The sequence below is a fragment of the Streptomyces sp. DS1-CR2 genome, assembly GCF_055760475.1.
Genome location: NZ_CM147085.1, coordinates 854,957 through 876,605, shown reverse-complemented (window position 1 = coordinate 876,605; position 21,649 = coordinate 854,957). Strand labels below are relative to the sequence as shown.

The 21,649-nt window shown below is 70.4% G+C and carries 20 protein-coding genes and 1 pseudogene; 12 read left to right on the top strand and 9 right to left on the bottom strand.

All coding sequences use genetic code 11. The features are described 5' to 3' along the window. Positions 1 to 189 precede the first annotated feature (189 nt). The 9 genes and pseudogenes from ACY0PA_RS04345 to ACY0PA_RS04305 all read left to right on the top strand — a co-directional run bounded on the left by ACY0PA_RS04345 (position 190) and on the right by ACY0PA_RS04305 (position 8,430). The gene (locus ACY0PA_RS04345; RefSeq protein WP_473083413.1) at positions 190 to 933 is read left to right on the top strand and encodes a sulfite exporter TauE/SafE family protein; all 744 of its coding nucleotides are present in this window, start codon (positions 190 to 192) and stop codon (positions 931 to 933) included. Between the two features lie 34 nt (positions 934 to 967). Beyond that, a complete protein-coding gene (locus ACY0PA_RS04340) occupies positions 968 to 1,537 on the top strand; it encodes a rhodanese-like domain-containing protein (RefSeq protein ID WP_473083412.1) in 570 nt (189 codons plus the stop codon). Positions 1,538 to 1,715: 178 nt separating this feature from the next. Continuing rightward, on the top strand, positions 1,716 to 2,126 hold the full coding sequence (locus tag ACY0PA_RS04335; RefSeq protein WP_473086231.1) for a YciI family protein: 411 nt from the start codon (positions 1,716 to 1,718) through the stop codon (positions 2,124 to 2,126). An 8-nt stretch (positions 2,127 to 2,134) separates the two neighbouring features. Beyond that, positions 2,135 to 3,313, top strand: a complete 1,179-nt coding sequence (locus tag ACY0PA_RS04330; RefSeq protein WP_473083411.1) for an RNA polymerase sigma factor — start codon at positions 2,135 to 2,137, stop codon at positions 3,311 to 3,313. A 200-nt stretch (positions 3,314 to 3,513) separates the two neighbouring features. Next, positions 3,514 to 4,125 carry a TetR/AcrR family transcriptional regulator gene (locus tag ACY0PA_RS04325; RefSeq protein WP_473083410.1) on the top strand — a complete coding sequence of 204 codons (612 nt, stop codon included), beginning with the start codon at positions 3,514 to 3,516 and terminating at the stop codon, positions 4,123 to 4,125. A gap of 82 nt (positions 4,126 to 4,207) precedes the next feature. Continuing rightward, a complete protein-coding gene (locus ACY0PA_RS04320) occupies positions 4,208 to 5,866 on the top strand; it encodes an acyl-CoA dehydrogenase family protein (RefSeq protein WP_473083409.1) in 1,659 nt (552 codons plus the stop codon). 363 nt (positions 5,867 to 6,229) lie between these two features. Next, entirely contained in the window at positions 6,230 to 6,739 is a 510-nt protein-coding gene (locus tag ACY0PA_RS04315; protein WP_473083408.1) for a hypothetical protein, read from the top strand. A gap of 120 nt (positions 6,740 to 6,859) precedes the next feature. Next, positions 6,860 to 7,282, top strand: coding sequence for an MmcQ/YjbR family DNA-binding protein (locus tag ACY0PA_RS04310; protein ID WP_473083407.1), 423 nt, complete (start codon positions 6,860 to 6,862; stop codon positions 7,280 to 7,282). 197 nt (positions 7,283 to 7,479) lie between these two features. Continuing rightward, positions 7,480 to 8,430 (top strand): annotated as a pseudogene (locus ACY0PA_RS04305) (LysR family transcriptional regulator). A gap of 123 nt (positions 8,431 to 8,553) precedes the next feature. Here the strand turns inward: ACY0PA_RS04305 and tnpA are convergent. Beyond that, on the bottom strand, positions 8,554 to 8,982 hold the full coding sequence (gene tnpA, locus ACY0PA_RS04300; protein WP_473083406.1) for an IS200/IS605 family transposase: 429 nt from the start codon (positions 8,980 to 8,982) through the stop codon (positions 8,554 to 8,556). A 23-nt stretch (positions 8,983 to 9,005) separates the two neighbouring features. On the opposite strand from tnpA, the gene ACY0PA_RS04295 reads away from it, so the two are divergent. Further along, entirely contained in the window at positions 9,006 to 10,163 is a 1,158-nt protein-coding gene (locus ACY0PA_RS04295) for an RNA-guided endonuclease InsQ/TnpB family protein (protein WP_473083405.1), read from the top strand. 74 nt (positions 10,164 to 10,237) lie between these two features. Here the strand turns inward: ACY0PA_RS04295 and purU are convergent, their stop codons facing one another. The 6 genes from purU to glyA form a co-directional block, all read right to left on the bottom strand. Continuing rightward, a complete protein-coding gene (gene purU, locus ACY0PA_RS04290; RefSeq protein WP_473083404.1) occupies positions 10,238 to 11,173 on the bottom strand; it encodes a formyltetrahydrofolate deformylase in 936 nt (311 codons plus the stop codon). 302 nt (positions 11,174 to 11,475) lie between these two features. After that, positions 11,476 to 12,105 carry a sarcosine oxidase subunit gamma gene (locus ACY0PA_RS04285; RefSeq protein ID WP_473083403.1) on the bottom strand — a complete coding sequence of 210 codons (630 nt, stop codon included), beginning with the start codon at positions 12,103 to 12,105 and terminating at the stop codon, positions 11,476 to 11,478. Next, the gene (locus tag ACY0PA_RS04280; protein ID WP_473083402.1) at positions 12,098 to 14,968 is read right to left on the bottom strand and encodes a sarcosine oxidase subunit alpha family protein; all 2,871 of its coding nucleotides are present in this window, start codon (positions 14,966 to 14,968) and stop codon (positions 12,098 to 12,100) included. Before ACY0PA_RS04280 ends, ACY0PA_RS04285 begins: the two co-directional genes overlap by 8 nt. Next, complete coding sequence (locus tag ACY0PA_RS04275) at positions 14,965 to 15,270, bottom strand: sarcosine oxidase subunit delta (RefSeq protein ID WP_100596798.1); 306 nt, start codon at positions 15,268 to 15,270, stop codon at positions 14,965 to 14,967. The genes ACY0PA_RS04280 and ACY0PA_RS04275 overlap by 4 nt, the downstream gene beginning before the upstream one ends. A 15-nt stretch (positions 15,271 to 15,285) precedes the next feature. Next, positions 15,286 to 16,515: a sarcosine oxidase subunit beta family protein gene (locus tag ACY0PA_RS04270; protein WP_473083401.1), complete on the bottom strand. Its 1,230-nt coding sequence runs from the start codon at positions 16,513 to 16,515 to the stop codon at positions 15,286 to 15,288. Then, the gene (gene glyA, locus ACY0PA_RS04265) at positions 16,512 to 17,867 is read right to left on the bottom strand and encodes a serine hydroxymethyltransferase (RefSeq protein ID WP_473083400.1); all 1,356 of its coding nucleotides are present in this window, start codon (positions 17,865 to 17,867) and stop codon (positions 16,512 to 16,514) included. Before glyA ends, ACY0PA_RS04270 begins: the two co-directional genes overlap by 4 nt. A gap of 95 nt (positions 17,868 to 17,962) precedes the next feature. On the opposite strand from glyA, the gene ACY0PA_RS04260 reads away from it, so the two are divergent. Then, complete coding sequence (locus ACY0PA_RS04260; RefSeq protein ID WP_473083399.1) at positions 17,963 to 18,634, top strand: GntR family transcriptional regulator; 672 nt, start codon at positions 17,963 to 17,965, stop codon at positions 18,632 to 18,634. A 71-nt stretch (positions 18,635 to 18,705) separates the two neighbouring features. Here the strand turns inward: ACY0PA_RS04260 and ACY0PA_RS04255 are convergent, their stop codons facing one another. Beyond that, entirely contained in the window at positions 18,706 to 20,259 is a 1,554-nt protein-coding gene (locus ACY0PA_RS04255; protein ID WP_473083398.1) for an acetolactate synthase large subunit, read from the bottom strand. Positions 20,260 to 20,477: 218 nt separating this feature from the next. After that, on the bottom strand, positions 20,478 to 20,654 hold the full coding sequence (locus tag ACY0PA_RS04250; RefSeq protein WP_473083397.1) for a hypothetical protein: 177 nt from the start codon (positions 20,652 to 20,654) through the stop codon (positions 20,478 to 20,480). A 137-nt stretch (positions 20,655 to 20,791) separates the two neighbouring features. Between ACY0PA_RS04250 and ACY0PA_RS04245 the strand changes: the two genes are divergently transcribed. Beyond that, on the top strand, positions 20,792 to 21,592 hold the full coding sequence (locus tag ACY0PA_RS04245; RefSeq protein ID WP_473083396.1) for an IclR family transcriptional regulator: 801 nt from the start codon (positions 20,792 to 20,794) through the stop codon (positions 21,590 to 21,592). Positions 21,593 to 21,649: the final 57 nt, after the last annotated feature.

The window sequence follows — 21,649 nt, the reverse complement described above, 5'->3', positions numbered from 1 at the left end:
CACGCTTCAGGAAGGCACCGCCGTTCTGCTACTGATCTGCCGCGCCGGGCGGCGGTCCCGGCATGCTGCCCGTCCTCTGCGTGAACAGGGGTTGTACGCCGTCGACGTCATCGGCGGTATGCGGGCATGGGCCCGCCAAGGACTGCCCGTCCTGGACGCCGAAAGTGCCGGTGCCGCGGGAACCGTCATATGAGCGTGCTCATCCTTGCCCTGGTGGCAGGCGCGGCGGTCGGCCTGGCGCTGGGCGGGCTCGGTGGGGGCGGCAGCGTCCTGGCCGTGCCCGCACTGATCTACCTGCTCGGCTTCACCCCCGTCGCCGCCACCACCGCGAGCCTGATCATCGTCACCGTGACATCGATCAGCTCGCTGGTCGCTCACGCCCGGGACGGCAACGTTCGCTGGCGGTCCGGACTGCTGTTCGCCGCCGCGGGCACCGGCCCCGCCATGCTCGGCGGCCTCGCAGCAGGCCACATCCCCGCCGCCGCACTGACCATCGCCTTCTCGGTGATCGCCGCGCTCGCCGCCTGGCGAATGCTCAGTCCAAGCCGTCTTGTACAAGACAGACCGGTGCGGCCGCTCAGAGCCGCAGGGGCCGGAGCCGGGCTCGGCGCCGTCACCGGCGTGCTCGGCGTCGGCGGAGGGTTCCTCGCCGTACCCGCCCTCGTCGGCGTCCTCGGCCTGCGCATGAAGGCCGCCGTCGGCACCAGCCTCCTGGTCATCGTCATCGACTCGCTCGCCGCACTGGCCACCCGCACCGGCACCGCCGACGCCCTCGACTGGGCCGTCATCGCCCCCTTCACCGCAGCCGCGGTCCTCGGCGCCTGGGACGGCAAACGCCTCGCCGCGAAGATCTCCGGCGACCGTCTGCAGCACGTCTTCGCCTACGTCCTGCTGGCCGTGGCCGCCTTCATGCTCCTCGACAGCATCATCTGACCCGGCCCCACCACAACAGAAGGACAGAAAACCCATGAACACGACCCTCACCACCAGCGCCGTCCGTGAACGCCTGCACACCCTGATCGTCATCGACGTTCGCACCCCCGGCGAGTACGCCGACGGACACCTGCCCGGCGCCCACAACATCCCTCTCGACGACCTCGAGCACGCGATACCCACCCTCCGTGAGGCGGCCGGTGCCAAGGAGCTGCTCGTGGTCTGCGCTTCAGGTAACCGCTCGCAGAACGCGACTGCCACCCTGTCCCGAAACGGCATCCCCGCCGCCGGCCTCGAAGGCGGAACCGCCGCATGGGCCTCCGCGGGAGGAGACCTGCACCGGCCGGCAACCACCCCTGCACCCAAGTGGGCCATGGACCGCCAAGTCCGCCTGACCGCAGGCTCCGTCGTCCTGCTCGGACTCCTCCTCGGCCTGGTGGTCCACCCCGCCTTCCAGCTGCTCTCCGCGGGCATCGCCGCCGGCCTCGTCTACTCCGCCCTCTCCAACAGCTGCGCCATGGCCAAGCTGCTCGGAAAACTCCCCTACAACCGCACGGACCGCACCGACCTGAACAGCACCCTCGCCGCCCTGCGACACAACTGACCCCGACCACGTGCGATCAGCCCTGCGGGCACCGGCGACGTCGTTCACCAGCCTCATCCACGAGGCCCGACACGAGGCCCAAAAAAGGTGTGCACGGCGATGTCGAGAACCCGTGGTCGGCTCCGTCCCCGAGGTGAAAACGACCACAATGGGTCGTACCAGCACCGAGGAGAACACGATGGCCAAGTACCTGCTGCTGAAGCACTACCGGGGCGCTCCGGCTCCGGTCAACGACGTCCCCATGGCGCAGTGGACGCCCGAGGAAATCTCGGCACACGTGCAGTACATGCAGGACTTCAAGGACCGGCTCGAGAAGACCGGCGAGTTCGTCGACAGCCAGGCGCTCGCCCCCGAAGGGACGTGGGTCCGGTACGACGGTGAGGGCCGCCCGCCGGTCACCGACGGCCCGTTCGCCGAGACCAAGGACCTCATCGCGGGCTGGATGGTGATCGACGTCGACAGCTACGAGCGCGCCGTCGAGCTGGCCGGCGAGCTGTCGGCCGAACCCGGGGCGGGCGGCAAGCCGATCCACGAATGGCTCGAGCTGCGCCCGTTCCTCGGCTCGCATGCCAGTTGCATCACGGAGTGACCTCATCGATGAACGAGGCCCTGATCCGGAGCCTCACGCCGAGCGTGCTCGCCGTCCTCGTCCGCCGCGGAGCCGACTTCGCGGCGGCCGAGGATGCCGTGCAGGACGCGCTGGTCGAGGCGGTCCGCGTCTGGCCGGCCGACCCTCCGCGGGACGCGAAGGGCTGGCTGGTCACCGTGGCCTGGCGCAAGTTCCTCGACGCCACCCGGTCGGACGCCGCCCGGCGGCGGCGTGAGGACCTCGTCGACGACGAACCGGCACCCGGACCCGCACCCGCGGCGGACGACACGCTCCAGCTCTACTTCCTGTGCGCTCACCCGTCGCTGACGCCGTCCTCCGCGGTCGCGCTCACCCTGCGCGCCGTCGGCGGGCTCACCACCCGCCAGATCGCCCAGGCCTACCTGGTGCCCGAGGCGACCATGGCGCAGCGCATCAGCCGGGCCAAGCGCACCGTCGCCGACGTGCGGTTCGACCGGCACGGCGACGTCGCCACCGTGCTGCGCGTCCTCTACCTGGTCTTCAACGAGGGCTACTCCGGCGACATAGACCTCGCCGCCGAGGCCATCCGCCTCACCCGGCAGCTCGCGGCCGCGATCGACGCTCGCCACATCTTCTACGGCGAGGTGAGGGGACTGCTGGCCCTCATGCTTCTCCATCACGCCCGCCGCGCCGCCCGCACCGCACCCGACGGCAGTCTGGTGCCGCTCGCCGAGCAGGACCGCGGCCGGTGGGACACCGAGCTGATCGCCGAGGGTGTCGAGATCCTCCAGGCGGCCCTCGCCCGCGACCGCCTGGGCGAGTTCCAGGCCCAGGCCGCCATCGCGGCCCTCCACGCCGACGCGCCCGCCGCCGAGGAGACCGACTGGGTGCAGATCGTGGAGTGGTACGACGAGCTCACGCGCCTGACCGACAGCCCAGTCGTCCGGCTCAACCGCGCAGTCGCCGTCGGTGAGGCCGACGGACCACGCGCCGGCCTGGCGGCGCTCGCGGAGCTGACCGACTCGCTGCCCCGCCACACCGCGGTGGCGGCGTATCTCCACGAGCGTGCCGGCGACCTGGCGACGGCGGCACAGCTGTACGCGGAGGCGGCCGACAAGGCACCCAACCTCGCCGAGCGCGACCATCTGACGCGCCAGGCGGCCAGGCTCAACACGTCTCGGCTGAACCGTCTGGAGGAGAACATGTAGCGGTCCGGGGCAAGTTGGGCACCTCAGGGCTGCCCTGCACCTCGCGGCCGTCCGGCGATCCCCGCTCACGGGAGGCCGGTGCGCAGCGGCCTGGTCCCTACGGGCTGTCGCGGGCTCGTACCACCACCGGTTCTCCTGACGAGCCGAGCCGGCGGGAACCGGCCATGGCGGGAAACTCTGAATGGTGGTTCACTTCTTTCATGGCCTACCGCAAGACCCCAGCCGAAATTCGTCGGCTCGAAGCCACACGACAGCATCTGGTCGACCGAGCCACCGAGGTCGTGGCCGAGGTCGGCTGGGTCCAGGCGTCCGTGACCGCCGTCGCCGACGCCGCCGGGATCGCCGCCGGCTCCGTCTACCAGCACTTCGCGTCCAAATCCGCGCTCGCCGTCGAGGTGTTCCGGCGGGCCGCGCAGCGTGAGGTGGACGTGCTGGGCAAGGTGTTGGAGGGCGACGGGGACCCGGCCGAGCGACTGCGGCGCGGCGTCGAGGTGTTCGCCCGGCGCGCCCTGGAGAACCACGGCCTGGCCTACGCCCTCCTCGCGGCCCCCGCCGAGCCGGCGGTCGGTGCGGAGCGTCTTGCGTTCCGGCGCCGCTACCGGGCGCTGTTCGGCGCGGTGATCCAGGACGGCATGGCCGTCGGACTGCTGCCCGAGCAGGACGTGGACGTCACCGCAGCCGCGCTCACCGGTGCCATCGGCGAGGTCCTCGTGTACCCGCTGGGCACCCCGGCCGCGCACAACGCGGACCGGCTCATCAGCGAACTCACCGCCATGGCCCTGCGCTGCGCGGGCGCGACGCCGGGGACCTGAACCACTGTCCCGCCGGGCCGCACACATCCCCGAACCTGAACCCGATCCCGTATTCCGCATCTCGTATCCATGAGGAGATCCGATGGCCACGACCGGCGCACCGCCCAGCAACCCCACCGCCGTGACGCACGAAGTGACCAACCAGGTACCGCCGTTGACCGGCCACGACATCGCCGACGACCCGGTCCTCCTCGAGGGCGTGCGCCGCGAGGGCGCCGCATGGTCACTCGACGACCTCCACCGGATCGGCCGCCGCGCGGGCAGCGAGGAGGTGCAGCGCTGGGCCGACGAGGCCAACCGCTACGAGCCGGTGCTGCGCACCCACGACCGCTACGGCAACCGCATCGACGAGGTCGACTTCCACCCCTCGTACCACGCCCTGATGGACGTGGCGGTGGGCGAGGGTCTGGCCGGCAGCGCCTGGGCGGACGAACGGCCCGGCGCGCATGTGGCGCGGGCCGCCGCCTTCATGGTGTGGAGCAGCACCGAGGCCGGGCACGGCTGCCCCGTCTCCATGACGTACGCCGTCGTCCCCGCCCTGCGCCACGCGCCCGACCTGGCCAAGATCTACGAGCCCCTGCTCACCAGCCGTGTCTACGAACCCGGTCTGCACACCCCGGGCGGCAAGCGGGGCCTGCTCGCCGGCATGGGGATGACGGAGAAGCAGGGCGGCACCGACGTGCGCGCCAACACCACCTCCGCCATCGAACAGGCCGACGGGACCTGGCGGTTGCGCGGTCACAAGTGGTTCACCAGCGCCCCGATGAACGACCTCTTCCTTGTGCTCGCGCAGGCGCCCGGCGGCCTGTCCTGCTTCCTGGTCCCGCGCGTCCTGCCCGACGGCAGCCGCAACACCTTCCGCATCCAGCGGCTCAAGGACAAGCTCGGCAACCGCTCCAACGCGTCCAGCGAGCCCGAGTTCGACGACACCGTGGCCTGGCTAGTCGGCACCGAGGGCAAGGGCGTCCGCACCATCATCGACATGGTGACGATGACGCGGCTCGACTGCGTCCTCGGCTCCGCCGCCGGCACCCGCGCCGCACTGGCCCAGGCCGCCCACCACGCCCGCCACCGCTCGGTGTTCGGCGCCAAGCTCATCGACCAGCCACTGATGCGCAACGTACTGGCCGACCTCGCCGTGGAGTCCGAGGCCGCCACCACGCTCGCGCTGCGCCTGGCCGGCGCCGCCGACCGCGCCCAGCGCGGCGACGAGGGGGAGCGCGCCTTCCTGCGCCTGGCGACGGCGGTCGGCAAGTACTGGGTGTGCAAGCGGCAGCCCGTAGCGGTGGCCGAGGCCCTGGAATGCCTCGGCGGCAACGGATATGACGAAGCGTCAGGCATGCCGCGGCTGTACCGCGATGCCCCGCTCAACGGCATCTGGGAGGGCTCCGGCAACGTCAACGCCCTGGACATGCTGCGGGCGCTGGCCCGTGAGCCCGAGTCCCTGGCGGCGTTCCGTACGGAGATCGAGGCGGCCGCGGGCGGCGACCAGCGGCTCGACGCGGCCTGGCAGCAGTTGCAGGGCGAACTCGTCCTCACCGAGGACGCGCCGCTGCGGGCCCGCCGGGTCATCGAGCGCGCGGCCCTCGTGCTGCAGGGTGCGCTCCTGGTCCGGCACGCGCCGACCGCCGTGGCGGACGCGTTCTGCGCGTCGCGGCTCGCCGGAGACCGCGGACTCGCCTTCGGGACGCTGCCGCCGGGGACCGATTTCACGGCGCTGCTGGAGCGACTGCCTGCCTGACGTTCGCGTTGAGCTGGGCCTCTGCGGTGCCGACGCACGGAGGTCTTCACGGGGCGGCCGCGTCGATCAGCAGTCTCGCGGCCGCCGTCGCCCCGTCGGTACGGATCGAGGCGGCTACGGCCCGCACCCGTGTGCGGGTTCTCAGGGGCGAGGACCGTGCCCAGCGCGGCCGGGAGGGACCCGGCGGGTCGGCGTCGGACCGTCGTGTGCGGCGCCGATACCCGACTCGGCGAGGTCGGCCCAGCCGCAGGAGAGCTGTTCGTTGCGGGGTCGGCAGGCCGAACCGGCCTGGTTCAGCCCCGGATCGACTGCGACCTTGCCGAAGGCCGGTTCCCCGAGGAGGGACCCCGGTAGCGTCGCCGTATGGTTTCCGACGCGGTCGCGGTAGGCGGTCTCACCTTCACAGGAACCGCCTTGGCCACCCTCACGGGCCTGTGGCAGTGGCGACGCGTCCAAGCGCGCGAACAGCGCGCCGAGTTCCGCGTGCAGAGAGTGGAAGCGCTCAAAGAGGTGTGGGAAGCACTCTCTGACCTGGAGGAGTCGCAGCGGTCATCCATCATGGCGACCGAGTACGACGACCAGGAGGTGACTGGCCGGCTGACGCAGGTCAACCTGCTCCTGCTCAGGCGCTCGCCGTTCCTGCGCCCCGATGAGCAGGAGTGGGCTACTGCCTTCGCGCGACACGTGACGGAGATCGACGCCCTGCTCCGTTCAAGCATGCGCGATGGCCGGCCCGACGTGAGCTGGTGGATCACTTCCGCGGTACAGCCCGCCTCATCGCACGTCGCGGCCGTCGCCGCCCAGCAGTTGAGGAACCTTCGCACCACGCTGGGGGACCGCTACGCCGCCGTGGTCCGCGGTGACAGTGAATGAAGCCGCTTCCTTTCACCGGTGAGGCGGCGGTTCGCGCGGCGCCGGAACAGCGCACCCCGCCGAAGAAACCCCGGCCCAATGGGACCGAAACACACCGAGTGCCCCTTGTGTCCTGCTGCCATGTCGGCTGGATCGCGCCGGGCGCGGGTTGAGGACGTGCACGAACTGGCATTGGGGATGCCTCATGTCACGGTTGTCCACGGCTCCGCCGGCAACCCGGTTTACCAGGTGGGACACAAGTCATTCGTCTTCTTCCGTACTCCCCGCCCTGACGCCTTCGATCCCGGGACCGGTGAACGCTACGCGGACGTGATCGTCTTCTGGGTGCCGTCCGCGTCCGACAAGCAGGCTCTGGTGCAGGACCAAGCGTCCCCCTTCTTCACCACGGCGCATTTCGACGGCCATCTGTCGGTACTTCTCCGGGCCGGCCGGATCGGCGAACTCACCCTGACGGAACTGACCGAAGTCGTTCAGGACGCATGGCTGTCCCAAGCGTCGGCCACCAGGGCCGCCAACTGGCTCAAGGCCCGAGGAGAGCAATGACCGGCTGACCCGTGGCCGGCGTGCCGGTGTGCGCGGCACTGGTGGGCCTCGTGATACTCGGCCAGCACCTCGACCCGGCATCGTGGACGGCCATCGCCGTGATCGTCGCCGCGAACGCCGTGGCCGTGGGCACGGCAGCAGCGCACCGCCCTCCGGTCCGTCACGACCACCGGGCGCGGTGTGAATAGAGTGGGCGAGTGGATCTCAACGCTGTGCGCACCTTTGTCGCGGCCGCGGACGCCGGCCAGTTCCAGGAAGCCGCCGCAGCCCTGTCGATCACCCAGCAAGCCGTCTCCAAGCGCATCGCCGTGCTGGAAAAGGACCTGGGAGTACGGCTGTTCACCCGCACACCGCGTGGCGCCGAGCTCACCATCGACGGCCAGGCGTTCCTGCCCCACGCCCGCGAACTCCTCCGGGCGGAGGACCGGGCCGATGCCTCCGTGCGCCCCGGCCGGCGCGCCCTGCGCGTCGACGTGATCAACCGGCGGATCGCTCCTGCGGTGCTTCTCCAGGACTTCTATCGCACGCGTCCTGACATCGAGCTCGACGTCGTGACCCTGAACGCCGACGTCGACACCGCGATCGCCGCCGTCGAAGCCGGGACGATCGATGCCACGTTCCACGCGATCACCGTCGCCGAGCATCACCTGCCGGCCCCGATCAAGAGCACCTGAGTGATCGACGACCCGCACGAGCTTCTCGTCGGGCCCTCCCATCCGCTGGCCGATGCCGACAGCGTCACGCCCGCACAACTCGCCGGACACCGCATCTGGATGCCCGGCATGGCGCCCGGCACCGAGTGGGCCGACTACTACGACGAGTTCGCCGCCGCGTTTGGGCTCACGATCGATGTCGTCGGGCCCGTTTTCGGGAACGAGGCGCTGCTGGACGAGATCGCCGACTCCGCCGACCTCGCGACCCTCGTGGGCCAAGGATCACGCTATCTCTGGCCCGACAGTTATGACCTGCGGCGCATTCCGGTGCGGAACCCGACCCCGGTCTACCCGATGTCCCTGATCTGGCGCGGCGACAACCGGCACCCGGCGCTCGACGCGTTCCGCGCCCACCTGGAGGCGACCCGAGTGCAGAGCCCGCACCCCGATGTCTGGGAACCGACGTGGAGACAGCGGACCGCCAGAAGGTCGTGAGACCCAAGGCAGTGTCCGCCCTTCAGCTTGTTCTAGCGAGGAACCCTGGGCGTTCACGCCCGGGAGGAATCGCTTCTCTGGGCTGCTCTGACCCGCGCTGGTGACGGGTCTGCGCTGTCGGCCTCAGCCGGGATGCTTCTGGTTCTCGATGTACTCCTTGATGATCGACAACGGAGCGCCCCCGCACGACGCGGCGAAGTAGGAGGGCGACCAGAAGTGCGCGCCCCATAGGTACCTGCGGATGTGGGCCGGGAACTCCTGCCGGAGTCGGCGCGCAGAGACTCCCTTGAGGGATCCGACCAGCCGGGACACGGCCACCTTCGGTGGGTAGCGCACGAGGAGGTGTACGTGATCGCGTTCGCCGTTGAACTCGACGAGTTCGGTTTCGAAGTCGGCGCAGACGGCGCGCATGACCTCTTCGCAGCGCGTGAGGATCTCGTCTGTGAAGGGTCCGCGCCTGTATTTGGGGGTGAAGACCAAGTGGGCGTGAAGGGTGTGGACGACGCTTCGGCCCCTGCGGATGTTGGGGTTTGGTTCCCATCGAGGTGACATAGATCAATGCTACGATCCGCCTTGTGAAGATCGTGACGCAGGTGAAGCTGATACCGGAGGCCGACCAGGCCGCCGCGCTGTCGGTGACCCTGCGCACCGTTAACGAGGCCGCGTGCTGGGTGTCGCGGGTGGCGTTCAAGCGCGGCATTCCGCGTGAGTACGAGCTGCGCAAGCACACCTATGCGCAGCTCAAGGAACTCGGGCTCGGCGCTCAGGCGGCACAACACGTGATCAAGAAAACGCGTGACGCCTACACCACGTTGAAGGCGAACATCCGCGCCGGGAACCTCGGCAAGACCGGCAGTAAGCGCCGGATCAAGGCCGAGTCGAAGCCGATCACGTTCCGGCCGAACGCGGCACAGCCGTACGACGACCGGTGCCTTTCGTGGCAGTACGACGCCCAGACCGTGAGCATCTGGACGACGGTCGGTCGGCTCAAAGGTGTGCGGTTCGTGTGCTCGGCGGAGTCGCTCAAGACACTCCGCGAGTTCCGCAAGGGCGAAGCCGACCTGATCGAACGTGACGGCGTGTTCTACCTGATCGCCACGTGCGAGATACCCGAGCCCGACGTGTACGAGCCGGACGGTTTCGTCGGCGTAGATCTCGGCATCGCCAACATCGCCACCACGTCCACCGGCTACCAGGCCGTCGGGCGCGGCCTGAACCGGTACCGCAAGCGGCAGCTCACGCTGCGGGCCAAACTCCAGAAGAAGCGAACCAAGTCGGCCAAGCGCAGGCTCAAGGAACGCTCACGCCGCGAGCAGCGGCACGCCAAGAACACCAACCACGTCATCGCGAAGACGATTGTGACCGAGGCTGAACGCACCTCGGCCGGTATCGCCCTGGAAGAACTCACAGGCATCCGGCAGAGGGTACGGCTCCGCAAGCCGCAACGGGTCACGCTCCATTCCTGGGCCTTCTCCCAGCTCGGAGACTTCATCGTCTACAAGGCCCGGCGCGCCGGTGTGCCGCTGGTGTACGTCGATCCCGCGTACACCTCGCAGATGTGCTGCGAGTGCGGCCACACCGACAAGCGCAACCGTGTCGATCAAGGTCTCTTCATCTGCCGTAACTGCGGGGTCGTTGCCCACGCAGACCGGAACGCTTCCCACAACATCGCCGCACGTGGTGCTGCTGTGTGGACTGCGGGGCGTGAGTCACGCGTCCCTGCCACCCCATAACGGGTGTCTGGACGGAGGAGCCAACCCAGCAGCCAGGCGGGCACTACCTCCAAGCCCGGTCCTTTAGGGCCGGGTCAAGTTGACCGGAGCACCACCGTGCGCCTTCCCTGGACGAAGACACGGCCTTCGCAGTGCCAGCGGACGGCCCGGGCCAGGGCTGCCGATTCCGCGTCGCGGCCGATGGCGGCCAGGTCCTCGGGGGTGTGGCTGTGGTCGGCGCTGATGACCTCCTGGGCGATGATCGGGCCTTCGTCGAGGTCGGCGGTGACGTAGTGGGCCGTCGCGCCCACGAGTTTGACGCCGCGGTCGTGGGCCTGGTGGTAGGGCTTGGCGCCCTTGAAGCTCGGCAGGAACGAGTGGTGGATGTTGATCAGCCGGCCGGGCAGCTGAGCGCACAGGCCGTCGGAGAGCACCTGCATGTAGCGGGCGAGGACGATCAGGTCGACGTCGAACGAGTCGATGAGCTCCAGGAGTTGGGCCTCGGCTTCGGGCTTCGTCGAGGCGGTCACCGGCACGTGGAAGAACGGGATGCCGTGCCAGGCGACGAGTGCCTCGTGGTCGCGGTGGTTGGATACGACCGCGGCCACGTCGATGGGCAGATCGCCGCTGCGGGTGCGGAAGAGCAGGTCGTTGAGGCAGTGGTCGTAGCGGGACACCATGATCAGGACGCGCCGGCGGGTGCTGACCGGTTCGATGTGCCACCGCATGGCGAAGGGGGCGGCCACGGCGGCGAAGTCGTCCCGCATGGCCTGCGTGGTGTTCTCGCCGCCGGTGGCGGCGAAGTGCACCCGCATGAAGAAGTGGCCGTCCCGGCGGTCGCCGAACTGCTGGTTGTCGATGATGTCGCTGCCGTGCTCGACGAGGAACCGCGAGACGGCGTGGACGATGCCGGGCGCCTCGGGGCAGTCGAGGGTGAGGACATGCTCGACCGGTGCCGTGGCGGAGCCGGTCGGCAAGGGGCCAGCCGGCGAGGGGGCGGGGGACGCTGCGGAAGCCGGGGAATCAGTCATCGGGTTCCTCCGTGGATACTCTGCGCTTCAGGGCGGAGAGGAAACGGGCTCCTGCGGAGCTGGGTAAGGGGCTGTGATGCGCCGTCAGGGCAGATCGCGGTGTTGTGACCGGCAGATTTGGTGTTGAGTCGCGCTCGTGATCGAGGAGCTGACCGTACGCAACATGGTCAAGAACCGGAGCCTTGCCCGCGCCATCAGCGATGCCGCGTGGTCGGAATTGCGGAGCCTGGTCGCATCGGCCCCACCGCGCGGGAGGCGGGGTCGACGCGGACCGGGTGCGGGCCGATGTGCCCGCGACGCGATCAAGGCAGCTCGGGGCCGCGGTATTCGTTCATGGCGTCGATGAACCAGCGCGCCAGGTAGTCGGCGAAGGACGAACGCGGCAGCAGCCGGTACGTGGGCCCGTCGTCCACCTGCCAGAGCAGGACCGCGATCGGCCCCACCGTGGTCGGCACCGCCCGGCCCGGACCGAAGGCCCGAGGATGCAGGTCCAGCGGGCAGCCCTTCTCCAGCACCTGCCGCGCGGCCGGGCCGCTCAGTTCGAGGGTGGTGCGGTTCGCCGAGACGTCGACGACGGAGCCCGGATCCGCAGCGAGTGCTTCCCTCAACTCGGCGGCCGTAACGCCCTCTTCGGCCTGGGACAGCACGAGCCACTCGTCAGGACCGAGCCAGAACGCCGTGTGGGCGCCGGATGAGGTGGTCTCGCCGTGCTCGCGGGGGAGTGGTGCCCCCAATGTCTTCTCGACGCGGATCGCCGCCGCGGACGCGGGGTTGACGCGCAGATTCACCATGCTGACGAAGGGCCACTCGGTCAGCGTGACGCCGCGGGCCCCGGTGACGGCAGCGTCCCGCATCCGCTCCGCGAGATGCGCCAGGGGGCTCACGCGCAGTGCCGACAGGCGTGTGCGTACCTCGTTCGTGGGCTCAGCCATCGCGCTTGGTCCCTTCGGGGTCGTAGAGGACGGAGTCGGTGACTTCGACGGGCACCAGGTCGTCGCCCACCGGGGCGAGCAGGGTCGAGCCGATCCTGGCCCGCCCGCCGGCGACGAGGGCGAGGGCGAAGGGGCGGCCGAGGGCGGCGCTGTGGTAGCTGGAGGTGACGTGGCCGAGCATGGGAACCGGCCCGGCCTCGGGGGTCAACGGCGTGTCCTGCGCGATGAGTTGGGATCCTTCGGGCAGCCGCGTCGTGCGGTCGGTGGGCAGCAGGCCGACCAGCTGCTTTCGGTCGGCGCGAGTGGTGTCGGCGCGGGAGTAGGACCGGTTCCCGATGAAGTCCTTGCGCTGGGAGACCACCCAGTCCATGTTCGCGTCCTGCGGGGTGACGGTGCCGTCGGTGTCCTGGCCGACGATGATGAACCCCTTCTCGGCGCGCAGGACGTGCATCGTCTCGGTGCCGTACGGGGTGATGTCGTACGGCTGTCCGGCCTCGTACACCTGCTCCCAGACGGCCCGGCCGTACCACGCGGAGACGTTGATCTCGAAGGCGAGCTCACCGGAGAAGGAGATCCGGCAGACTCGGGCCGGGATGCCGGAGGCCAGGGTCGTCTCGCGGAAGGCCATGAAGGGGAACGCCTCGGCGGATATGTCGAGTTCGGGAGCCAGCTTCGCGATGACGTCGCGTGACTTCGGGCCGACGACGGCGACCGTCGCCCACTGTTCGGTCACCGAGGTGCAGTGGACGTCGAGTTCGGGCCACTCGGTCTGCAGCCACTCCTCCAGCCAGTCCAGGACCCCGGCGGCGCCGCCGGTCGTGGTGGTCATGAAGTAGCGGTTCTCGTCGAGGCGCAGCGTCACGCCGTCGTCGAAGATCATGCCGTCCGGCTTGCACATCACGCCGTAGCGGGCCATGCCGGGCTTCAGCTTCTTGAAGGCGTTGGTGTAGACGCGGTTGAGGAACTCGCCCGCGTCCGCGCCCCAGATCTCGATCTTGCCGAGGGTGGTGGCGTCCATGAACGCCACGCCTTCACGGGCCGCGCGGCACTCGCGGGCGACGGCCGTGTCCATGTCCTCGCCGGGCCGGGGGTAGTACCAGGGCCGTTTCCACTGCCCGACGTCCTCGAACTCGGCGCCGTGGGCGACGTGCCAGCCGTGGATGGACGTGGTGCGCTCCGGGTCGAAGAGGTCCCCGCGCTCACGCCCGGCCAGGGCCGCGAAGGCCACCGGGGTGTACGGCGCCCGATAGGCGGTGGTGCCGATCTCGCCGGGTGACGCGCCCGCGCCGAGGGCTTCGGCGATCACTCCGATCGCGTTGACGCCGGACGTCTTGCCCTGGTCGTTCGCGGTGCCGAGGGAGGTGTAGCGCTTGACGTGCTCGACACCGCGCATGCCGGCGCCGGTGGACCGCCAGACATCGGCGACAGTGACGTCGCGCTGGAGGTCGACGAAGTGGGTGTCCCAGGTGCCGGGTTCGCCTGCGGGGGACGGCACCAGCCACAGGGCGCGGACGTCGGGGCGTGCGTCCTCGGACGGCGCCGGGGGTACCGGGACGGGGAACCCTGCCTCGGTCGCGGCCAGCGCACCGGCCCGTGCTCCTTCGGCCAGCGTCCCGTCGAGGCCGTGCGTCCCCTGCGCCGCGCCGACGATCTGCTGGTGCCGAACCGTGCCGTCGGGTACGAACGCGACCAGGTCGTCGTCCCAGCGCAGCTTTCCCTGGCGCTGGCTGTGCAGGTGGACGACAGGGCTCCAGCCGCCCGAGACGGCGAGCAGGTCGCAGTCGAACTCTTCGGCCTCGCCGACGAGTCGGCCATCGGCATCGAGGGCCTGGACGGTGACGCCGGTGAGCCGGGACTCGCCCGCGGTGTCGACCACCGCGCTGCCCGTGAGCACCCGGACCCCGGTCGCCGCCGCGATCTCGGCGGCCCGCTGTGACAGTTCGGGGCGCGCGTCCACGACGGCGGCGACCTCGATCCCGGCCGCGTGCAGATCGGCGACCGTGTCGTACGCGCTGTCGTTGGTGGTGCCGACCACGGCTCGCCTGCCCGGAGTCACGCCGTACCGGTTGACATACGTGCGTACGGACGCGGCCAGCATCACGCCGGGACGGTCGTTGCCGGCGAAGATCAGCGGGCGCTCGTGCGCACCGGTCGCCAGGACGATCCGTCGGGCGCGGATGTGCCACAGCCGCTGGCGCGAGACGCCCGAGGACGGGTCGGGGGCGTCGGCTCCGAGGTGGTCGGTGCGCCGCTCCAGGGCGAGGACGTAGTTGTCGTCGTACGACCCGAACGCGACGGTGCGCGTCAGGACGGTGACCTCGGGCGCGGCATCGAGCGCCGCGCGGACCTCGGCAACCCACTCCAGTTGTGTGCGTCCGGACAGCAGCGCACCACCGAGCTCGGGCTGGTCGTCCACCAGGATCACCCTCGCGCCGGATTCGGCGGCGGCAGAGGCGGCCGAGAGCCCGGCCGGACCCGCGCCGACCACCAGGACGTCGGTGTGGACGTACTTCTTGTCGTAGACGGCGGGGTCGGGGGTCGGGTCGAGCCGCCCCATCCCGGACAGCGTCGTCGCGGACAGGCCGTCGTACAACTCCACCGTCGTCGCGGGGAGCATGCCCTCCGAACATGAACCGTCGAGCTGCACCAGGGCGTTGGGCTCCTCGACACCCGCCGAGACGATGCCGCGGGGACGGCCGAGGTAGAGCGACGGGGCGGCTTCCACGATGCCGTTCGCGAGCATGGCGGAGGCGAGGGTGTCGCCCGGGTGGCCGGTCAGCTCCCGTCCGTCGAGGGTGAAGTGGAGGAAGGTGGTGCGGTCGACGCGGCCTGCGTCGCCGAGCCGGAACTGCTGGTCGGTCATCGCTGCTCTCCGGCCGGGTCGGTGACGTGGGGTTCGGGGCGCGGCTCGTCGAGCCGGTAGGTGGCGAGCACCTCGTAACTCACGGTGTCGCGCAGGGCGTTGAACCAGCGGCGGCAGCCGTGGCTGTGCATCCACCGCTCGGCGAAGGGGCCCTTCGGGTTGTCGCGGTAGAAGACGTACTCGGCCCACTGCCCGTCGTCGAGGTCGGCGGGGTTCTCGGGGTACGGAACGTGGGCCTGGCCCCCGTAGTGGTATTCGCTCTCGTTGTGGGGACCGCACCATGGGCAGTTGATCAGCAGCATCGCAGCAGCGTCCTCTCAGTGGGCCACGGCCGCGGCGCCGTGTTCGTCGATCAGTGCGCCCGTCGTGAAGCGGTCCAGGGCGAAGGGGGCGTTCAACGGGTGCGCCTCACCCGTTGCGATGGTGTGCGCGAAGGTCCAGCCGGCGGCCGGGGTGGCCTTGAAACCACCCGTGCCCCAGCCGCAGTTGACGAAGAGGTTCTCCACGGGAGTGGCGCTGATGATCGGCGAGGCGTCCGGGGTGACGTCGACGATGCCGCCCCAGGTCCGCAGCACATGCGCCCGCGCGAAGATCGGGAACAGTTCGACGGCTGCGGCCATCTGCTCCTCGATCACGTGGAAGGAACCGCGCTGCCCGTAGCCGTTGTACGCGTCGACGCCCGCGCCCATCACGAGTTCGCCCTTGTGTGCCTGGGAGACGTAGACGTGGACGTGGTTGGACATGACGACGGTGGGGTGGACCGGCTCGTGCAGCTCGGAGACGAGCGCCTGGAGGGGGTGGGACTGGACGGGGAGGCGGATTCCGGCCCGCTCGGCGAGCACGCTGCTGTGCCCGGCGGCCGCGAGCCCGACCCGGCCGGCGTTGATGCGGCCGAGGTTGGTCTCGACACCCACGACCTTCTCGCCGTCCTTGACGAAGCCGGTGACCTCGCAGCCCTGGATCAGGTCGACGCCCATCTCGTCGGCGCGGCGGGCGAGCGCCCAGGCGACGTGGTCGTGCTTGGCGATTCCCGCGCGAGGCTGGAAGGTGCCGCCGAGCACCGGGTACCGGGTGTCCGGCGAGACGTTGAGGATGGGGCAGACCTCGGCGACCTGGTCCGGGCCGAGCCATTCGGCGTCGACTCCGTTGAGTCGGTTGGCGTTGGCGCGGCGCATGCCCTCGCGGACGTCCTGGAGCGTGTGCGCGAGGTTGAGGACCCCGCGCTGGCTGAACAGGAAGTCGTAGTCCAGCTCCTCCGGGAGCCCTTCCCACAGCTTGAGCGCGTGCTCGTAGATCGCCGCGCTCTCGTCCCACAGGTAGTTGGAACGGATGATGGTGGTGTTGCGGGCCATGTTGCCGCCGGCCAGCCAGCCCTTCTCCAGGACCGCGACATTGGTGATGCCGTGTTCCTTCGCGAGGTAGTAGGCGGTGGCGAGGCCGTGGCCGCCCGCGCCGACGATGATGACGTCGTACGAGGAGCGCGGCTCGGGATTGCGCCAGAGGAAGTCCGGGTGTTCCGGCAGCTTCGGCTGCGGCTGGGCGGTCATGCCGCGTCTCCGTTCAGGCGGGGCAGGCGGGGCAGGTGGGCCAGGTGCGGATATAGGGGAAAGGCGTGGGCGAGCTTCTCGACCCGGTCGCGCAGCAGGCCCGCCTGCTCCTCGCCGAGGTGCTCGGGCTTGAGCGCCCCCGCGATGATGTCGGCGACCTCACGGAACTCCTCGGCGCCGAAGCCGCGCGTGGCCAGCGCCGGCGTGCCGATGCGCAGACCGGACGAGACCATCGGCGGGCGCGGGTCGAACGGCACCGCGTTGCGGTTGACGGTGATGCCGACGCGGTGCAGGCGGTCCTCGGCCTGCTGCCCGTCGAGCGCGGAGCTACGCAGGTCGACGAGGACCAGGTGGACCTCGGTGCCGCCGGTGAGCACGGTGATCCCGGCCTCGGCCACATCGTCGCTGAGCAGGCGCCCGGCCAGGATGCGGGCGCCGTCCAGGGTGCGCTGCTGTCGCTCCTTGAACTCCTCGCTCGCCGCCACCTTGAAGGCCACCGCCTTCGCCGCGATGACGTGCTCAAGGGGCCCGCCCTGCTGCCCGGGGAAGACCGCCGAGTTGATCTTCTTGGCGAGACCGGCCCGGCTGAGAATCACCCCGCCGCGCGGACCGCCGAGAGTCTTATGGGTTGTGGTCGTGACAACGTCCACGTACGGAACGGGACTTGGGTGCAGTCCGGCCGCGACGAGCCCGGCGAAGTGCGCCATGTCCACCATGAGGTAGGCGCCCACCTCGTCGGCAATGCGCCGGAACGCGGCGAAGTCGAGGCGGCGAGGGTAGGCCGACCAGCCGGCGACGATCAGCTTCGGCCGGTGCTCGCGCGCGAGCCGCTCGACCTCGTCCATGTCGATGCGCAGGTCGGACTCGCCTACGTGGTACGGCACGACGTTGTAGAGCTTGCCGGAGAAGTTGATGCGCATGCCGTGGGTCAGATGGCCGCCGTGCGCCAGGTCGAGGCCGAGGATCGTGTCGCCCGGGCTCAGGAGCGCGAACATCGCTGCGGCGTTGGCCTGGGCACCCGAGTGCGGCTGCACGTTCGCGGCTTCGGCGCCGAACAGGTCCTTGACCCGGTCGATGGCCAACTGCTCGATGACGTCGACGTGTTCACAGCCGCCGTAGTAGCGGCGCCCCGGGTAGCCCTCGGCGTACTTGTTGGTGAGGACCGAGCCCTGGGCCTCCATGACGGCGGCCGGGGCGAAGTTCTCCGACGCGATCATTTCCAGCGTCGACTGCTGGCGGTGCAGCTCGGCGTCGACCGCGGCGGCGACGTCCGGGTCGAGCTCGCTGAGCGGGAGGGCCTGGAGTGAGGCGGGAGTCGTGGTCGTGGTGATCGACTGGGCGTCGGTTGCCATCTGCGCACCATTCTAAGAGCCGACTAATGAGCAACTGATATATCAGTCTGTCCGGTAAGGTATGGGACCTCGATGGGACAGGTCAAGGGGGCCTCATGCAGCACGTGGCGAGCGAGCCGGCGGTCGGTGGCGAGGAGCTGTCCCTCGCCGAGCGCGCCTACCGCTCCATCCGCGACCAGCTCGTCATGCTCGACATCCGTCCCGGCGCGCCCATCAACGAGGACCAGCTCGCCCAGTCCCTCGGAGTCGGCCGCACTCCGGTGCGCGAGGCCCTCAAACGGCTCCAGTACGAGCGCCTCGTCGCGACGTACCCCAGGCGTGGCACCTTCGCCACCGACGTCAACATCACCGACCTGGCCCATATCTCCGAAGTCCGCCTGGAGCTTGAGCCCTTGGCCGCCGCCCGCGCGGCGCGGCGGGCCACGGCCGAGGACCGTGCGGCCCTGACGGCCGTACGGCGCGAGCTGGCAGGCGTGGACCCCCGGCAGGGCAACGCGGCCGAGCTGATGCACCTGGACCTCAAGGTCCACCGTGCCGTCTACGCCGCCACACACAACCCGTACCTGGAAGACACCCTCGTCCGCCACGACAACCTGGCCACGCGCATCTGGTGCCTGTTCATCGACCGGCTCGCCGACATGGCCGGCCACGTCGAGGAGCACGGACCGCTGATCGACGCGATCGTCGCCGGTGAGGCGGACGCGGCGGCCCAGATCGCCCGTGCGCATGTCGAGGGTTTCGAGCGGGCTGTGCGCGACGCGATCTGACCGTGGCTCGTGGCCTCGGCTGCCTTGGCGTGCAGTGCGGCCCGTCCGGCGGGATCCTACGGAGCGGCGCCCTACAGGTGAGCCGGGACCACGGCGTCGATCAGGTGGGGGCCCGGTTCTGCGAGTGCGTGGCGGAGCTGCTCGGTGAGTTCCTCGCAGGTGGTCGCCCGGGACGACGGGACGCCCATGCCTTCGGCGATCTTGGCGAAGTTCAGGTCGGGCGAGGAGAGATCGAGCAGCGTCTTCGCGGCTGGGCCCGAGAGGTCGGCGCCGACCCGCAGCATTTCGAGGCGGAGTACAGCGTAGGCGCTGTTGTTCAGGATGACGGTCGTGACGTTGAGGTTCTCGCGGGCCTGGGTCCACAGGGCCGAGATCGTGTACATCGCACTGCCGTCGGCCTCCAGATTGATGACCGGCCGGTCCGGTGCCGCGATCGCCGCCCCGGTGGCGACCGGGATGCCCTGCTCGATCGCGCCGCCGGTCAGCGTGAGGACGTCGTGCCGGGGAGCGCCGGCCGTCGCCGCAGGCAGGGCTGCGCCGGACGTGTTCGCCTCGTCCGAGATGATCGCGTCAGCGGGGAGCAGGGCGCCGACGACTTCGGCCCAGTTGTTCGCGGTGAGGGGGCCGATCGGCAGCGTCGGGGCGGACCGCTCGGCCAGGGTCGGCAGGGTGCCCGCTGCCACTTGCTGGGCCAGTGCTTCCAGAGCGGCGACCACGTCCTGGGTCGGATCGGCGAGGGTGTGCACCTGGGCGCCCTCCGGTACCAGGTCGCTCGGCTTGCCGGGGTAGGCGAAGAACGACACCGGCGAGCGTGTGCCCGCCACGATCAGGTGCTTGACGCCGTCGAGTTGGCGGACGGCCTGCTCGGCGAGGTAGCGGAGGCGCTCGATGGCGGGCAGGCCCGCGCCGCGCTCCAGCCGTGCGGGGAAGGTTTCCGCCAGTGCACGCACGCCGGTGGCGTTCGCGATTCGACTGGTCGCGACGAGGCCGGGCTCACGGCAGGCCGCGCCGCCGATCAGCAGCGCGGCGGGTTCGCCACTGCGCAGGATGTCGGCGATGGATGACACCGTCTGCGGATCGGGAGCCGCGGGAGTGCGCGAGGGCTGCGGTTCGGCGACCTGACCGCCCTCGTCCCAGGACGCGTCGGCGGGCAGGATCACCGTCGCGACCTGTCCCGGCGCCCCCATCGACGCCGCCACCGCAGCAGCGGCGTCGGCCCCGACCTCCGCGACCTGGTCGCTGCGCCGCACCCAGCCGCTCACCGAACCGGCCACCGGCTCGATGTCGGACTCCAGAGGAGCGTCGTACTTCTTGTGGTGGGTGGCGTGGTCGCCCACGACATTCACGACGGGGGTGTGGGCCCGGCGCGCGTTGTGGAGATTGGCCAGCCCGTTGCCGAGGCCGGGGCCCAGGTGGAGCAGGGTGGCGGCCGGCTTGCCGGCGATACGCGCGTATCCGTCGGCGGCACCGGTGACGGCACCCTCGAACAGGCCGAGCACGCCGCGCATTTCGGGTACGGAGTCGAGCGCAGCGACGAAGTGCATCTCCGATGTGCCGGGGTTGGCGAAGCACACTTCGACACCGGCACCGACGAGAGTACGGATCAGCGACTGCGCGCCGTTCATGGGCGGCCTCTCCATCGCGGCTGTCTGCGCTGTCTGTGCTGTCTGCCAGGGCTGACGCCGGCGACTGTCTGTTGTGGGATACGAGGGGGTGGGTGACCTGCCTTGCGGATACTAAGCGGTCGGTAATTCCTGTGTCGAGGCATTGACCCTGGTCCCGTGCCTGCGCCGGTCTCGTCGAAGCCGGACGAGAAGGGCGCTCCGGCACGGGACCGGACCGGTCAGGCAACGGCCCAGGGGCCGTTGCCGGACTCGAGGAGCGTCTGCTGCTCCTTCAGCGCCTGCTCGGTGAACACCCGGTACCCGGTTGCTGCGGTCGGGTCCTGACGGCGCGGCTCGATCCGGGCACGCGGCCGGGCAGCGGATGAGTGAGTGCCCTGGCGCGGACGGCGTTCCATCGCGCGTCCGCACCGGGGCTTCCATGAAGCGCCAGGCCCCGGGGCAGTGCCAGGGCCCTGCCCGCAATGCGTCTCGTATCCCAGACTTCGCACCGGTGGTCCGCGGCGGCGCCGGCGCGCGGACGTAACCTCCCGGTATGTCTCCCGTTCCCGCCGCCGCCCAGGTGCTGGCCATCCTCCGCTATCTCGCAGGCCAGGCAGGGCCCGTCCCCGCCGCGGCGATCAGCCGTGATGTCGGGCTTCCCCGCTCGACGACGTACCACCTGCTCGACACTCTGGCGCGCGAGGGCTTCGTCGTGCACCTGCTTGAGGAGCGACGCTACGGACTGGGCGTCAGCGCCTTCGAACTCGCCTCCGGATACAGCAGGCAGGCGCCCTTCCAGCGCCTGGCGCGGGTGCCGCTGGCGAAGCTCGTCGACAGCACGGGCCACAACGCGCACCTGGCCGTACTGCACGGCCGTGAGGTCATCTACGTGATCGAGGAACGGGCGCCGGGGCGTGCGCCCTTGGTGACCGAGGTGGGTGTGCGGCTGCCGGCCCACCTCACCGCCAGCGGCCGGGCGGTCCTGGCCCGGCTGCCGCAGGCACAGGTGCGGGCCCTGTTCCCCGACGCGTCGGCCTTCGTCCTGCGCAACGAGTCGGGTCCCGGTTCGCTGACCGCGCTGCGCCAACTCCTCGTGGAGGCACGCCGAAGGGGGTACGCCACGGAGGACGGCGAGGTGACACCGGGCTTCGCGTCCGTGGCGGCCGCGGTCCTCGACCACGGCGCACACCCCGTCGCCGGGGTGGCGGTCACCTTTCGCGGCGACGAGGTCGGGGCCGAGGAACAGCGGAGGATCGCCGCGCAGGTGACCCGTACGGCGAACCAACTGAGCCGGCGCATCGGCGGGGTGGCCGACGCGACCGCTCGTACGCAGGTGGCGGGACACCTCACGTAGAAGCCGGACTCCCGCCGCCGGACGGGCCGGCGGCGGGAGTCCGGGCTGCTTGGACCA